Below are 14,524 nucleotides of genomic sequence, written 5' to 3' on the forward strand. Positions count from 1 at the left end.
GTCTGAAATATCCGCCGGTGTCGAGGTGAAAATGTAGCACATCATCCCTGCCGTTGTCAGTTAGCTATTCTCCGGATATACGAGGGCATCAAGGATGGGAGATCCGGATATTCCGGAATCTGTCCCGAATTTCCTCCGCCGCGTTGATAGACGTTGTCATTTCCTGACCTGAGAGGTTATAATCTGCTTCTCACATTTTCCGGAGGAAACGTGACGCGCCCGATTATTCTGACCATGGGAGATCCTACCGGCATCGGTCCCGAAATCATCGTCAAGGCCCTGCTGCATGGAGACCTGGACAATCTGTCCCGTCCCCTGCTGGTGGCCGGCGATGCGGGTGTGCTGCAGCGGGCTGCCGCGGTTTTTCCGGCCGGAGCCGAGCTCCTGCCCGGCGAAGGCGGAGCCAGCCATCGGCTAAAGATCGGAGATCGCACTCTGGCCGTGAGGTCCCTCTCCAGCATCGCCGCAGAGCGTCTCGTCTACGGCAATCCCGATGCCTCCTGCGGTCGCGCCATGCTCGACTATATCGAGTGGGCCTGCGACCGGTGTCTGGCCGGCGATGCTTCGGCCATGGTTACGGGGCCGATCAGCAAGAAGGCAATCCGGGCGGCAGGCTGCGATTTTCCGGGGCATACCGAGCTGCTGGCCCAGCGCTGCGGAGTGGAAAAGGTGGTGATGATGCTTGCCGGGGAGCGGTTGAAGGTTTGCCTCGTCACCACCCATCTGCCCCTGGCCGAGGTGCCTAAGGTGCTCACAACGGCTGGAATTCTGGAGACGATACGCATCACCGATGCCGCCTTTCGTCGGCACTTCCGATTGGTTCAGCCGCGTATTGCCGTTCTGTCTCTCAATCCCCATGCCGGAGAAGGGGGAATGTTCGGCGACGAGGAGGAGCGGATTATCCGCCCGGCGATTGCTGCCGCGCAGGCCGAGGGGATCGCCGCCACCGGGCCGCACAGTGCCGACACGCTTTTTCACTTTGCCGTGCGGGGCTCCTGCGACGCGGTGGTCTGCATGTATCACGATCAGGGGCTGATTCCGCTGAAGCTGCTCTCCTTTGAGGATGGGGTAAATATTACCCTGGGGCTCCCCATCGTCCGCACATCAGTCGACCACGGCACCGCCTACGATATCGCCGGCACCGGCCAAGCCAGCTGCACCAGCCTGGTTGCGGCGGTCAGGATGGCCGAGGAAATGGCAGAAACCTGACATCCGGTCGTTTGCCTTTGCTCCAGTCACGAGTCACTAATCACGAATCACGAATCACCCGTCACGGTTTTTCAATGTCCGACAAGATCATCATAAAAGGCGCCCGCGAACACAACCTCAAGAACCTCGATCTGGAGATCCCCCGCGAAAAGCTGGTGGTCATCACCGGCGTTTCCGGTTCGGGAAAGAGCACCCTTGCGTTCGACACCATCTATGCAGAGGGGCAGAGGCGTTATGTGGAGAGCCTTTCGGCCTATGCCCGCCAGTTCCTCGAGCAGATGGAAAAACCGGACGTGGAGAGCATCGAAGGGCTCTCGCCGGCCATCTCCATCGAACAGAAGACCACCTCCAAGAACCCCCGCTCGACGGTGGGGACGGTCACCGAGATCTACGACTACCTGCGTCTGCTCTTCGCCCGGGTCGGCCGTGTGCACTGCCATCAGTGCGGCAGGGAAATCGCCTCCCAGACGGTGGAACAGATGGTCGACCGGATCATGGGGATGGCTGAGAAGACGCGCCTGCTGCTGCTCGCCCCTATCGTCCGAGGGCGCAAAGGAGAATACCGCAAGGAACTGAAACAGCTCCAGGCCGACGGTTTCGTCCGGGTGCGCATCGACGGCGAGATGATTGAGCTGGCCGAAGAGATCGCCCTGGACAAGAAGAGGAAACACACCATCGAGGTGGTGGTGGACCGGCTCGTGGTCAAGGAGGGGATTCAGGGGAGATTGGCCGATTCCCTGGAGACCGCCCTTCGTCTGGCCGACGGCACAGTCCGGGTGGAAACAGTCGATTCTCCTGCCGGCGGTGCCGCAGCGCAGGCAGGGGCACCGCGCGCCTCGCGCCTGCCGGAACAATCCATCCTCTTCTCGGAAAAACACGCCTGCATCGAGTGCGGCATCTCCTATCCCGAGATCGCTCCTCGCCTATTCTCCTTCAACAATCCTCACGGGGCCTGCCCCGACTGCTCAGGGCTCGGCACCCGTATGTACTTTGACCCCGAGCAGGTGGTCCCCAACCCCGCCCTCTCCCCGCGCGAGGGAGCCGTTGCCCCTTGGGAGACCCGCACCGGGTTCTACTATCAGCAGCTGCTGGAGGCCCTCTCCGACCATTATGGCTTCGATATCAACACCCCCTTCCACGCCCTTTCCGAAAAGGTGCGCCGGATCCTTCTCCACGGCTCCGGGAAAGAAGAGGTGAAGTTCTGGTTCGACCAGGGGGGGAGGAGACACTTCTACAGCAAGCCTTTCGAGGGGGTGATTCCCAGTCTGGAGCGGCGCTATCGGGAGACCGATTCGGACGGGGTGCGGGAGAACCTGGAGCGTTACATGAACGTGATGCCCTGCCCCACCTGCGAGGGCGCGCGTCTGCGCCCGGAGGCGCTCTTTGTGCGGGTCGGAGAAAAAAACATCCGCGAGGTATGCGCCCTGTCCATCGTCGAGGCGGAGACCTTTTTCGCCGAGCTGCAGCTTTCGGGGAAGGAGGCGGAAATAGGGCGGCGCATCCTAAAGGAGATCCGCGAGCGACTCTCTTTCCTCTCCCATGTCGGCCTCGACTATCTGGCCCTCGATCGCTCCTCCGGCACGCTGTCCGGGGGGGAAGGGCAGCGGATCCGTCTGGCCACCCAGGTAGGTTCCTCCCTTGTAGGGGTTCTGTATATTCTTGACGAGCCTTCCATAGGGCTGCACCAGAGGGACAACCGGCGGCTTCTGGAAACCCTCAAGCGGCTGCGGAATCTTGGCAATACGGTGCTGGTGGTGGAGCATGACGAGGAAACCATTCTGGAGGCCGACCATGTCATCGACATGGGGCCGGGGGCAGGGATGCTCGGCGGCGAGATCGTCGCCCAGGGGACGCCCCGGCAGATCATGGAGCACCCGGAATCCCTCACCGGCCAGTACCTCTCCGGGTCGCTGACTATTCCCCTGCCGGCAGAGAGGCGCCGCGGCGAACGCTTTCTCGAGGTGCGCGGGGCGAAGGAGAACAATCTCAAAGGGATCGATGTGCAGATCCCTCTGGGAGTGATGACCTGCGTCACCGGCGTTTCCGGATCAGGGAAATCGACCCTGGTCATCGACACCCTGTTCAAGGCCCTTGCCCAGCGCCTCTATCGTGCCAAAGAGAAGGCCGGCCAAGTCGACGACATCCTGGGGCTGGAGCACCTGGACAAGGTCATCGATATCGACCAGTCTCCCATCGGCCGCACCCCCCGTTCCAATCCCGCCACCTACACGGCGGTTTTTACCGACATCCGCGACCTTTTTGCCCATCTCCCCGAGGCCAAGGTGCGCGGCTACAAGCCGGGGCGCTTCTCTTTCAACGTCAAGGGGGGGCGTTGCGAAGCCTGCCAGGGAGACGGAATCCTCCGCATCGAGATGCACTTCCTCCCGGATGTCTTCGTCACCTGCGAGGTATGCCGGGGCGCCCGCTACAATCGGGAAACCCTTGAAGTGAAATACAAGGGGAAAAGCATCGCCGAGGTGCTGGACATGACCGTCAACCAGGCCGCCCGCTTTCTGGAGAATATCCCGCGCATTCATGCCAAGCTGGAGACCCTGCGGGAAGTCGGACTCGGATACATCAAGCTGGGGCAGAGCGCCACCACCCTCTCCGGAGGCGAGGCGCAGAGGGTCAAGCTGGCCAAAGAACTGGCCAAGCGAGCCACCGGCAAGACCATCTATATCCTGGATGAGCCGACCACGGGGCTCCACTTCGCCGATATCCGCAAGCTGCTCGACGTGCTGCACCGTCTGGTGGATACCGGCAACACGGTGGTGATCATAGAGCACAACCTCGACGTCATCAAAACGGCCGACCATGTCATCGATCTCGGCCCGGAGGGGGGAAGCCGCGGCGGCGAGGTGGTGGTCAGCGGCACGCCCGAGGAAGTATCACGCTCCTCCCTCTCTCATACCGGCCGTTATCTCCGCCCTTACCTCGATCTATGAATCCCATCCATTTTTTCAGCAATCGGAAGACGCGTTTGCACGGAATGGTGATTTTTTCACGGAACGGTCTCGCGAAACGACCGGATGCGATACGAGACCTCTGAGGTTCCATCCTTTTGAAAAATCGCGACCAGTCAACAGCTTAGAATATTTGACCAAGTGATTCCGACCGTTTGACGCCGGTGTGGTCGTTTTTGCGACGGAGATGAGGTCGGCCGGACGGATAGACTGCATTGGTCAGGTCGAGCTGGCATGTGACTTGCTTGACTTGTCTCATCGTAAGCGCAAAAGACGGAATTTCTGCGACTCCGAAGGGATCGGTCATGCTCAAATTGGTTGCCGCTGCACTGCTGACTTTTTTCACCAGCGCGTGCGCCCATCAGGCGGTGATTCTCTCAGACCCTCCCGGAGCTCGGGTGATGATCGACGGCAAACTTGTGGGGGTGACCCCCTGTAACTTTGATTACAATAACAGTGCCGGTGAAGATTACGAGGTAACCGTCAGCAAGGAAGGATACGGAACCGTTCATCATGATATCGCGGCCGTTGAGGTGGACCGGGCAACCCGAAACAAGCTACTTACGGCCGGCCTCATAATCCCGGGAGGAAGCGCCCTCATGCTGGGAGCTCTTTTCACAAAAAAACTCAGGGATAATTACGAGTTCGTCCTGAAAAAATCATCGACTGTAACCGCCAGAGCGGAATCAGCTGGCGAAAAAACTTTCTGAGTTCTATTTAAGAGTTGTTATGCAGATAGAATACAAGCAGGCCGATGGGTCTGCTTTTTTTTGTTTCAATTGTAGAAGGGCTGATTCTTTCCGCCGGTTCGCTGGGAAAGGTGTTGATGATCGATGGGGGAAGCCGGTTCTTTGGGGGTTGACACCAGAGGCGGACGCGGTACACTAAGGTGCGTTCATTGTCGGCGGTTCCGGTTATCTATTTTGGCTTCTATTTTATAGTTTCAGGAGGAAAGTCCATGTCAGATCTCAAGGGAAGCAAGACGGAAAATAATCTGAAAGAAGCGTTTGCCGGGGAGTCCCAGGCGAATCGAAAATATCTGGCCTTCGCCCAGATGGCCGACAAGGAAGGATTCACCCAGGTGGCTAAACTGTTCCGGGCGGCCGCGGAGGCAGAGACCATTCATGCCCACGCCCACCTGCGGGTGCTGGGCGGGATTTCTTCCACCGAGGAGAACCTCAAGGAAGCGATAAGCGGCGAGACTCACGAATTTACTGCTATGTATCCGGAGATGATCAAGACGGCTGAAAACGAGGGCTTCAATGCCGCCTTGAAGACCTTCACCCTGGCCAATGCGGTGGAAAAAGTTCATGCCGATCTTTACCGTAAGGCCCTGGAGAATCTTGGCAAGTCCGATACTGTGGATTATTATGTCTGCCAGGCGTGCGGCCATACGCTCGAAGGAGAGCCGGACGGACCCTGCGAGGTTTGCGGAGCGGCAAAAAGCGCCTTCAAAAAGATGGACTGAAATACTCTCCCACGGACGCTCAAAGCCGGGCCCCTGGGCCCGGCTTTTTCTATTGGTGCGGATCTGTACCTCTGGCAAGGCGCGGGCTCGATGGCAGTATGAACCAATGATTCATCATGAGGTGTGACTATGGAAAAATGCCCGGTGTGCAAGGAATTGAAAAAGGGAAAGTACTGGTGCAGCGCCTGTAAAGCAGTCTTCGTTTGCCCCATCCAGGCTTGCGGCGCCGAGATCCGCAAACACGACGCCGCGGAGTGCCCTCGATGCGGGCTGTTGCTGGCTGACTATATCACCAACCGAAAGATGTATCGACAGTGTCCCAAATGTAAGAAGAAACAGGGACTTTCGGAGCCGCAATGCAAATATTGCAAGTACTGGTTCAGCTGTCCCACCTGCGGGCACAAGGTGCCTTCGACCAGCATGCTGACCTGCCCCCGCTGTGCCACCAGCCTGCGATGAGTGAATAAGTAAAGCTTCTTCGTTTCACTTGGACTCCAGGCCTTTTTCAGATAGACTTCTCATGAGAGTGGCGCGGACCCGCGTCGCAGGAGGAGTCCCCCTTTTGATAGAATCGATTCTCAAGCTCCTGTTCTGGAGCGCCCTGGCGGCATTCTCCTTTTTTTCGGCCGGCCACGCCCTGCTGAATAAACGCGATCCCCGATCCGCTCTCGGATGGATCGTTCTCTGCCTGGCTTTTCCCGGCATCGGCGCGATGGTCTACTGGCTGCTGGGTGTGAACCGCATCCGGACCCTGGCCCGCTACTGGCAGGCCAGCGGCCGGGGGATGCACGGTCCCGAGCCTGATCACTGCCTCTGGGTGGCGGATATGGCGGGCGATTTGCCGTTTCGTTCCGAAAACTATGCCGCACTGCTGAGCCTAGCCGATGCCGTGACTCGGAGGCCCCTGCTCCAGGGAAACCGCATCACGCCCCTTCATAACGGCGAGGAAGCGTATCCGGCCATGCTCGAGGCGATAGGCCGTGCCCGCTCCTTCGTCTATCTGTCCACGTATATTTTCGATACCGACACCACCGGCAGGCAGTTTGTCGACTCCCTGCGCGCGGCCGCCGCCCGGGGTGTGGACGTTCGTGTCCTTGTCGATGCCCTCGGCGAGAGGTATTCTTTCCCTCCGGCCCGCCGGCTGTTGCGGGGGAGCGGGGTCCGCGTCGCCCGCTTCCTTCCCCCGTCCTTCTCCGAGCGGGGCATTCACCTCAATCTGAGAAATCACCGGAAACTGTTGATCGTCGACGAACCAGCCGGCTTCACAGGCGGCATGAACATCGGCGACCGCCACCTGGCCGAAAGGAACAACCCCCGGCGAGTTGTGGATATCCACTTCCGGGTTGAGGGACCGGTGGTGAAACAGATGCAGGAGGCTTTTCTGGAGGACTGGCAGTTTACAACCGGGGAGGCGATTCCCGAAATGGGATATCCGGAAGGTATCGCTGAATCGAAGGCGTTCTGCCGCGGGATCAGTGCCGGACCCAATGAGGACTTCGAGAAGCTTACCTGGATCGTGATCGGCGCCCTGGACTGCGCCAGGCGTCACGTTCGAATCATGACCCCATATCTTATCCCCGACCGCGCACTCATCTCGGCCATTAACGCCGCTTCTCTCCGGGGGGTCACCGTGGAGATCCTGCTGCCCGGTAAAAACAACCTGCCGTATGTCGCCTGGGCCACCCAGGCCTATCTCTGGGAGCTGCTCCGGTACGGGACCCTCATTTATTTTCAGCCGCCGCCCTTCATTCATAGCAAGTTCCTCCTGGTGGACGATCATTATTCCCTGATAGGTTCGGCCAATCTCGATCCGCGCAGCCTGCGTCTCAATTTCGAGTTCAACCTGGAGGTTTACGACCGGGAATTGAACGCGTCCCTGGCGCGGCATTTTGACGATCTGCGCCAGCAGGCGCGGGGAACGTCGCTGGAAGAAGTCGATGGCCGATCGCTGCCGGTAAAGCTCCGGGACACTTCCGCGAAAATTTTCTCCCCTTACCTGTGAACACCGCGCGAGCGATATTCCAGGCCCGATGTGCGGTGGTTGCACGGATGAGTTCCTGGCGCAGAGGTAGTATTCCAAAACGAAGAGCTATCATCTCCTCAGTGCTTTAAGCGCCTTTCCTGCCCGGTATAGCCATTTCCTTCGTCGTTCTCCCTCAACCGATCGCGGCTGACAACGACCCAGCCGCTGGAACGTCTGAAGGCAAATATCTCATCTGAGGAAAGCAGCCGATCAAGAAACCGGGGCGACACCAGGTGTGTTGACCCGTCCTTGTACATAACCTTAATCATCATGACGGGCTCCTCCGCGAAGGCCTCTGAAGTTTCCACTTCCATCATAGCAGGGCGCGGAAAGTTGACAAAATAGATTGCCCCTGGTTTTTTGCTCCTGGGCGCGGTCATTCCTCCCAATGAAAAACCCGGCACTGCCATGCGATGCCGGGGAGGTTATTCTTCTCCAGGTTGGATGATTTAGACAACTATTCCATGTTTTCGTCTGAATCTTCTTGAGCTGCGGGTTTTACCTTCCGAACCGGAAGGCTGCAGGTGTTGGAGAGTCAGGTGGATATCCCGAACCGGGGCAGGATCCATCGATTGAGTGCGTACCAGATTGCCACAATACCTAAAATACTGAGAATTTCCATGAAGCACCTCCTATATAGTTCATTTAATATATATTGTTTAAAACCGAAACACAAGCATTTCTATTTCAGGAAACCGTCAGTTCGTTGGTCACGTCGATTACGCCCGGCGTATACCAGCAATCCTTCTCGGCCGCGTCCTTTTCCGTCTGTGAGTCGACCCGACCGCGGAGAGTGACTTTCTTCCCATGAACATCCAGGCGGAACTTGGCAGGACTCACCAGAACATCTTTTTCCAGAATGGTGATCAGGTTATCCTTCAGTTCCTCATCGCTGTCCTCTTCGGGAGGGTCGACCACCAGCAGATTTCGAACCTCTGTGACTCCCGGCACCCACCAGCAGAGAACCTCGCAGAGCCGCGTGTACGCCAGGGCATGGACATGGCCCCTCAGGATGACAACCCCTTCCGGGTCGGTTTCTATCTCGATATTACCCTCTTCAATGTTGCGTTCCTGAATAAAGGCGTGGCGAACGTGATCGGCAATCTGCAGATCACCCATGGGACTGTCGGTCGTGACTCGAAGCTCATCTCTGACCGATTTCACTTCGGGCAGCTCTTGCGTCAATCTTACCGCCAACCGTTTGGCAGCCACAGTCGGGACCGTCCCTGTCAGGGTAACGTAGCCTCCTTCGCAGGAGATCTCCACAGTACCTGAATTCAGGTTGACTCTCTTGTCACGGGTCAGGGTTCCCTCAATCTTCTGGATGATCTTTCGGTCCTCGCTCATCTCTTTCCTCCGGACGGAATAAACACGCTCTGCTGATGGGGGAATCTACTCCCAGTTTAGCGCGCCCGGCGGCATTCTCAAGGAGTCGGAGAGGAGCGCCAGTAGGCGCGGATCCGCCGGGGCGGAAAGCATCGGATCGGAACAGTGCAGCAGAAGAGTTCCGATCTTTCTTGCCTCACCTGAAAGGTAAAGTATTTTTAAGAGAATAGGGGTAGACAAAATATGATTTGATATATATATATTATTCTTACAATCATTTGGAGATCGTTAAATGCATTGGCCGGTATTCATAACCTTATTATTCGTGTCCCTTCCCGCTTCCCTCCGAGGCGAAACCGTTAATCTAGATCAGGCACTGTATGGAGCGATATCCCGCCGTCCGCTGGCGGTGGCGGCTAAGGGGGACGCGGCGGCCGCCCGCGCGGCCGCCGATGAGGCGAGGAGCCTTTATCTGCCGCGGGTGATGCTTTCGGAGACTTTCTCCTGGACCGATGAGCCGGCCGGCAGTCTGTTCATCGACCTCAACCAGGAGGACCTGGCGCTCAGCCAGGATGCCGACAGCTACAACTTTCCTCCTTCGCGCCGGGATTTCGAAACCCGCGTTTCCGTCGAGCAGCCTTTGTTCAACCCGGACATCTCCTACGGGACCCGCCGGGCCGAGGAGGCCGCGCGCGCCGCTGATGCCGAAGCGGAATGGTCGACCCAGCAGGCGGCTTTTGCCGCCTTCCGATCCTACCTGGATCTGCAACGGGCCCATGCGGCCCTTAAATCGTCCCGAAGTTCAGAAAGAGAAACGGCGGAGATGCTACGGCTCTCCGATGAACAATACCGGGCGGGCACCGGTCTCAAGGCGGATCAGCTGCGAGCCAAGGTCGCACTGACCGTAGCTCGGCGACGGGTTCGGGCCGCGGAGAATGACCTGGAACTTGCCAGGCGGTCGCTGGCATTGAACATGGGACGCGCGGGAGAGGCGGTGGATATCGCCGCCCCCTTGACTCCGGAGCTGTTTGCTGAAGAAGGCGGGCAGACGATGCTGCGGCGGAACGATCTTGCGGCCCTGGGTCACCGCAGCCGAGAAGCGGAACTCGCCGCGGAGCAGAGCCGGAACCGATATCTGCCGCGCGCGGACTTAGGCGCCTCTTATTCCCTGCATGATGCCGACGTCCCGTTCGGAACCGATGCGGGATCCTGGAAAGTCGGCGCCAGGCTGTCCTGGGAACTCTTCGACGGGGGCTCCCGCAAGCATGCCGTTGCCCGGTCGGATGCCGGAGAGCAGGCAACCCGGCAGCGGTGGCTGGAAGCGGCTCAACAGGCTCGGTTCAGGGTCGAGGAGGCGCGCCTGAGGGCCGAGGAAGCCAGGCTCAACCTGGAGGCGGCCCGACAGTCGGTGGCCGCGGGAGAAGAGAGCCGCAGCCAGATCGAACAGCGCTACCAGGCCGGCCTGGTTGATCTGACCGCCCTCCTTGCGGTTCAGGCGGCCCTGGACCGCAGCCGTTTCGACCTGACTGAGGCGACGACCGACCTGATCCTTTCTCTGGGCCGGATCCATTACGAGCAGGGAACATTGATCGAAACCTTGCTTCCCGACATGGAGGTTCAGCCGTGAAACTACTGTTCCTGATACTATCTGTGGTCCTCGTTTTCTTCGGATGCGGACAGGAGGTTCCCCCCGGTCAGGTTTCCGTGGAGAGACCGCTCGTCTCCGGCATCGAAATCGGAGAGGTCTTTCGTAGGGAGCATTCCGCCGCCCGGGCACTTATCGGGACTGTCCAGCGACCTGACCGGATCACCCTGACGGCCCGGGTCGACGGCAGGGTCGGGCTGTTCGCAGTGCGTGAAGGCGAAACAGTGCGGTCCGGCGAGCTCCTTCTGATCCTGGAAGAAAACCTCTCCGCGGCGCGTCTGCAGGAAGCCGAGGCGGGGATGCAGCAGGCGCAAAGCAGAATCGCCGCCCTGCGGGTCCGGATGGAGCTGGCCGAGAAGACTTTCGAGCGCTATAGCCGTCTCCGGGAGGGGGAAGCGGTGACCCCCCACGAGATGGATCAGGTGCGATCCGAACTGGAGGGGGCCAGGCAGGAGCTGGCTGCCGCCGAAGCCGCCGGCCGCCAGGCCGCCGCCGGCAGAAGCGCGGCCCGGATCGGCGAAGGATACACCCGCATCACGGCCCCTTATGCGGCGATGGTGGTGCGCAAGGAGGTGAGGGAAGGGGCGACGGTGATGCCGGGCTCACCCCTGGTGACCCTCGACTCCCGGGAAAGCTGGCAGGTGATCACCGAAGTGCCCGAATCTTCTCTCGACCGGATCCGGATCGGGGAAACTCTGCCGGTTGAGGTCCCGGCCGCGAATCTGGAGATTTCCGCAGAAGTGGTGGAGATTCTGCCCTCCGTGGATGTCCGAAACCGCTCCTTTCCTGTCAAGCTGAAGGTTCCGGAGCATCCGGCTCTCAGGTCGGGACAATACGCCCGGGTGATCACTTCCGGAGCGCCGGAGGTTCTGATTACGATTCCGGCCGCGGCAGTGGTGACCCGCGGCCAGCTCACCGGGGTGTATGTGGTTCAGAACGGCATCCTTCACTATCGCCAGGTCAAGACCGGCGAGAAGGTGGATGAACGCATCGAAATACTCTCTGGGCTCTCGGGGGAAGAGGCCATTGTGGTCCGCGGGGTCGAAAATGCCCGCCACGGGGCCAGGGTGGAGGGGTAGCATGGCCGGCGAAAAGCGCTCTTTCTCCAGCCGCATCGTCGATAAGTTCCTGGACGGCAACCTGTCGGTCATCCTGATCGCCCTCGCCTTCCTCGCCGGTTTCGTCGCCCTGACCCTCACCCCCCGGGAGGAGGAGCCCCAGATCGAGGTGCCGCTGGCGGATGTCTTCGTCCATGTGCCGGGCGCCGATGCCGAGGAGGTGGAGAAGCTGGTCGCTTCGCGCCTCGAGAAGCTCCTGTGGCAGGTGGAGGGGGTGGAGTACGTCTACTCCATGTCCAGGGCGGACATGGCCGTCGTCACGGTCCGGTTCCACGTCGGCGAGGAGTATATTCCTTCCCTCGTCAAGCTCCATGACAAGATCCGCTCCAACATCGACCAGGTGCCCTCCGGAGTCGCCGGCTGGGTGGTCAAGCCTGTTTCCGTCGATGACGTGCCCATCGTCAATCTGACCCTGTACTCTGAGACCTTCTCCGATCATGACCTGCGGCGGGTGGGCGAAGAGGTGCGGGAGCGCCTCCAATCCGTGAAGGACACCAATGTCACCACCCTGATCGGCGGCCGTCCCCGTCAGATCAGGGTCGAGCTCCATCCGCAGGCGCTTTCGGCCCGATCGCTGGCGGTCCGGGATGTGGTGCGAGCTCTCGAAGGGGGCAATCTGGAGCTCCCCGCAGGAAGCTTCCAGCGGGCCAATACCGAGGTGCTGGTGCGGGGAGGCGCCTTTCTCCGCTCGGCCCGGGATGTCGGCCAACTTGTCGTGGGAGTCCATGCGGGAGCGCCGGTTTTCCTGCGCGACGTGGCCGAGGTGAACGACGGCATGGCCGAGGCCGACAGCTACACCCGTCTGCGTTTCGGCCCCGCCGCAGACTCCGGGGAGGGAAGCCGGGAGACGGAGTTTCAGGCGGTCAACATCGCCGTGGCCAAGAAGAAGGGGACCAATGCGGTCACGGTGGCCGAGGACGTCATCGAGCGGGTCATGGGAATGCGGGGAACGATCATCCCCGACGCCGTCCAGGTCCGCGTCACCCGCAATTACGGGGAGACCGCCGACCACAAAGTGAACGAACTGATGATGCACCTGACCGTGGCGGTGATCACGGTGCTGCTGCTCATCCTGTTTTCCCTGGGATGGCGGGAGGCGCTGATCGTCGCCGTGGCGATCCCCATCATCTACTCCCTCACCCTGCTGGTCAATTACTGGTTCGGCTTCACTATCAACCGGGTGACCCTTTTCGCCCTGGTCCTTTCCCTGGGGCTGCTGGTCGACGACCCCATCGTCGACGTGGAAAACATCTACCGGCATTTCAAGCTGCGCCGGGAGAAGCCCCGGGAAGCCGTGCTGACCGCGGTGGACGAAGTGCGCCCGCCGATCATCCTGGCGACGGCGGCAGTCATCATCTCCTTTTTGCCGATGATGTTCATCACCGGCATGATGGGCCCCTACATGATGCCGATGGCGGTGAACGTGCCGCTGACCATGGCCATGTCCCTGCTGGTGGCCTTCACCGTCACCCCCTGGATGACCTACCATGTCCTTAAGGGGGAATACGGAAAGCCGCAGGAAAAGGAAGAGGGGAAGACCCGGCTGCAGCGCCTTTACCGGAACCTCCTTCTGCTCTTTCTCGAATCGCGGAGGAAATCGTGGCTGCTCGTCGCCGCGGTGGTGGTTCTGCTGCTGGGCTCCATGCTGCTGCCCGTCCTCAACCTGGTTCCTTTGAAGATGCTCCCTTTCGACAACAAGAACGAGTTCCAGTTGGTGGTGGACATGCCGGAAGGGACCACTCTTGAGGAAACGGACGCGGCGGTCCGGGCCCTGGAAGATTACCTGTCAACGGTGAACGAAGTGACGGACTTCGAGTCCTACGTGGGCATGGCCAGCGCCATGGATTTCAACGGCATGGTGCGCCACTACTATCTTAGGGAAGGCCCCAACGCGGCAGACATCCGCATCAACCTGCTCCCCAAGGCCGAACGGAGCATGCGCAGCCACGAGATCACCCTGCGCCTGCGCGACGAGCTCACCCGCATCGCCGAAGCTCACGGCGCCAACCTCAAGATCGTCGAGTCGCCACCCGGTCCGCCGGTGATCGCCACCCTTGTCGGGGAGGTCTATGCGGAGCCGGGCGTTCCCTATGAGGATCAGGTCGCCGCCGCCGGAATCGTCCGGCAGCGCATGGAATCAGAGGACCGCGTGGTGGATGTCGACGACATGGTCGAGGCGCCCCAGGAGCGCTGGCATTTCATCCCGGAGAGGGAGAAGGCCGCCCTTTCAGGAATCACCGACAGCGATATCGCCCGGACCCTGGCGGTCGCCCTGGAGGGGCAAAAGGTCGGCGCCGTCCATATCCCTTCGGAACGCAATCCCCTGGATATCCTGGTTCGGCTGCCGCGTGCAGGCCGTTCCTCTCTGGAGGACCTGCAAGGTCTTTCAGTGCGGGGCGAAGCGGGCTCCGCGGTGCGGCTTTCGGAACTCGGAAGCTTCGAGCGCGAAACCTTGCCGCCGACCATTTACCATAAAAATCTGGAGCGGGTATCCTACGTGATGGGAGACGTTGCCGGAAAAAGCCCGGTCAACGCGATCCTCAATCTCTCCTCCCACTTCAAGGAGCACCCGCTGCCCACGGGCAATTCCGTCGTCTGGAGCGGAGAGGGGGAGTGGCAGATCACCATCGACGTCTTCCGGGACCTGGGGATCGCCTTCGGGGCCGCCCTGGTGGGGATCTACATCCTGCTGGTGCCCTGGAGGGGCAAAAGGTCGGCGCCGTCCATATCCCTTCGGAACGCAATCCCCTGGATATCCTGGTTCGGCTGCCG

Annotated in this window: 11 protein-coding genes; 9 read left to right on the forward strand and 2 right to left on the reverse strand. The window is 60.1% G+C overall.

Annotated features, from left to right (window positions below; all coding sequences use genetic code 11):
* Positions 1-210 precede the first annotated feature (210 nt).
* The 6 genes from pdxA (at position 211) to cls (ending at position 7,642) form a co-directional block, all read left to right on the forward strand.
* A complete protein-coding gene (gene pdxA / locus DTF_RS0115775; RefSeq protein WP_027716101.1) occupies positions 211-1,209 on the forward strand; it encodes a 4-hydroxythreonine-4-phosphate dehydrogenase PdxA in 999 nt (332 codons plus the stop codon).
* Positions 1,210-1,283: 74 nt separating this feature from the next.
* Positions 1,284-4,154 carry an excinuclease ABC subunit UvrA gene (gene uvrA / locus DTF_RS0115780; RefSeq protein ID WP_027716102.1) on the forward strand — a complete coding sequence of 957 codons (2,871 nt, stop codon included), beginning with the start codon at positions 1,284-1,286 and terminating at the stop codon, positions 4,152-4,154.
* A gap of 323 nt (positions 4,155-4,477) precedes the next feature.
* The gene (locus DTF_RS0115785; RefSeq protein WP_027716103.1) at positions 4,478-4,882 is read left to right on the forward strand and encodes a PEGA domain-containing protein; all 405 of its coding nucleotides are present in this window, start codon (positions 4,478-4,480) and stop codon (positions 4,880-4,882) included.
* Between the two features lie 248 nt (positions 4,883-5,130).
* Complete coding sequence (locus DTF_RS0115795; RefSeq protein ID WP_027716104.1) at positions 5,131-5,640, forward strand: rubrerythrin family protein; 510 nt, start codon at positions 5,131-5,133, stop codon at positions 5,638-5,640.
* 129 nt (positions 5,641-5,769) lie between these two features.
* Positions 5,770-6,099, forward strand: a complete 330-nt coding sequence (locus tag DTF_RS0115800) for a hypothetical protein (protein WP_027716105.1) — start codon at positions 5,770-5,772, stop codon at positions 6,097-6,099.
* Positions 6,100-6,160: 61 nt separating this feature from the next.
* A complete protein-coding gene (gene cls, locus DTF_RS0115805) occupies positions 6,161-7,642 on the forward strand; it encodes a cardiolipin synthase (protein WP_081703019.1) in 1,482 nt (493 codons plus the stop codon).
* A 98-nt stretch (positions 7,643-7,740) separates the two neighbouring features.
* Here the strand turns inward: cls and DTF_RS26675 are convergent, their stop codons facing one another.
* Together DTF_RS26675 and DTF_RS25705 are read right to left on the reverse strand one after the other, a co-directional pair.
* Entirely contained in the window at positions 7,741-7,935 is a 195-nt protein-coding gene (locus DTF_RS26675) for a GSU3473 family protein (RefSeq protein WP_027716107.1), read from the reverse strand.
* 415 nt (positions 7,936-8,350) lie between these two features.
* Positions 8,351-9,010 carry a BON domain-containing protein gene (locus DTF_RS25705; RefSeq protein WP_051361375.1) on the reverse strand — a complete coding sequence of 220 codons (660 nt, stop codon included), beginning with the start codon at positions 9,008-9,010 and terminating at the stop codon, positions 8,351-8,353.
* A gap of 271 nt (positions 9,011-9,281) precedes the next feature.
* Between DTF_RS25705 and DTF_RS0115820 the strand changes: the two genes are divergently transcribed.
* The 3 genes from DTF_RS0115820 to DTF_RS23945 form a co-directional block, all read left to right on the forward strand.
* A complete protein-coding gene (locus DTF_RS0115820) occupies positions 9,282-10,616 on the forward strand; it encodes a TolC family protein (RefSeq protein WP_081703020.1) in 1,335 nt (444 codons plus the stop codon).
* Complete coding sequence (locus DTF_RS0115825; RefSeq protein WP_027716109.1) at positions 10,613-11,713, forward strand: efflux RND transporter periplasmic adaptor subunit; 1,101 nt, start codon at positions 10,613-10,615, stop codon at positions 11,711-11,713. Before DTF_RS0115820 ends, DTF_RS0115825 begins: the two co-directional genes overlap by 4 nt.
* A 1-nt stretch (position 11,714) precedes the next feature.
* The coding region (locus tag DTF_RS23945) for an efflux RND transporter permease subunit (RefSeq protein WP_226989376.1) at positions 11,715-14,524 on the forward strand (2,810 nt) is incomplete at its 3' end.

The organism is Desulfuromonas sp. TF, assembly GCF_000472285.1.
GTDB lineage: Bacteria > Desulfobacterota > Desulfuromonadia > Desulfuromonadales > ATBO01 > ATBO01.

Bases quoted from the DNA above. Each gene is read 5' to 3' on its own strand.
- DTF_RS0115800 (WP_027716105.1), top strand. From the start codon at position 5,770: ATGGAAAAATGCCCGGTGTGCAAGGAATTGAAAAAGGGAAAGTACTGG.
- DTF_RS25705 (WP_051361375.1), bottom strand. From the start codon at position 9,010: ATGAGCGAGGACCGAAAGATCATCCAGAAGATTGAGGGAACCCTGACC.
- DTF_RS0115795 (WP_027716104.1), top strand. From the start codon at position 5,131: ATGTCAGATCTCAAGGGAAGCAAGACGGAAAATAATCTGAAAGAAGCG.
- uvrA (WP_027716102.1), top strand. From the start codon at position 1,284: ATGTCCGACAAGATCATCATAAAAGGCGCCCGCGAACACAACCTCAAG.
- DTF_RS0115785 (WP_027716103.1), top strand. From the start codon at position 4,478: ATGCTCAAATTGGTTGCCGCTGCACTGCTGACTTTTTTCACCAGCGCG.
- cls (WP_081703019.1), top strand. From the start codon at position 6,161: ATGAGAGTGGCGCGGACCCGCGTCGCAGGAGGAGTCCCCCTTTTGATA.
- DTF_RS26675 (WP_027716107.1), bottom strand. From the start codon at position 7,935: ATGATGATTAAGGTTATGTACAAGGACGGGTCAACACACCTGGTGTCG.
- DTF_RS0115820 (WP_081703020.1), top strand. From the start codon at position 9,282: ATGCATTGGCCGGTATTCATAACCTTATTATTCGTGTCCCTTCCCGCT.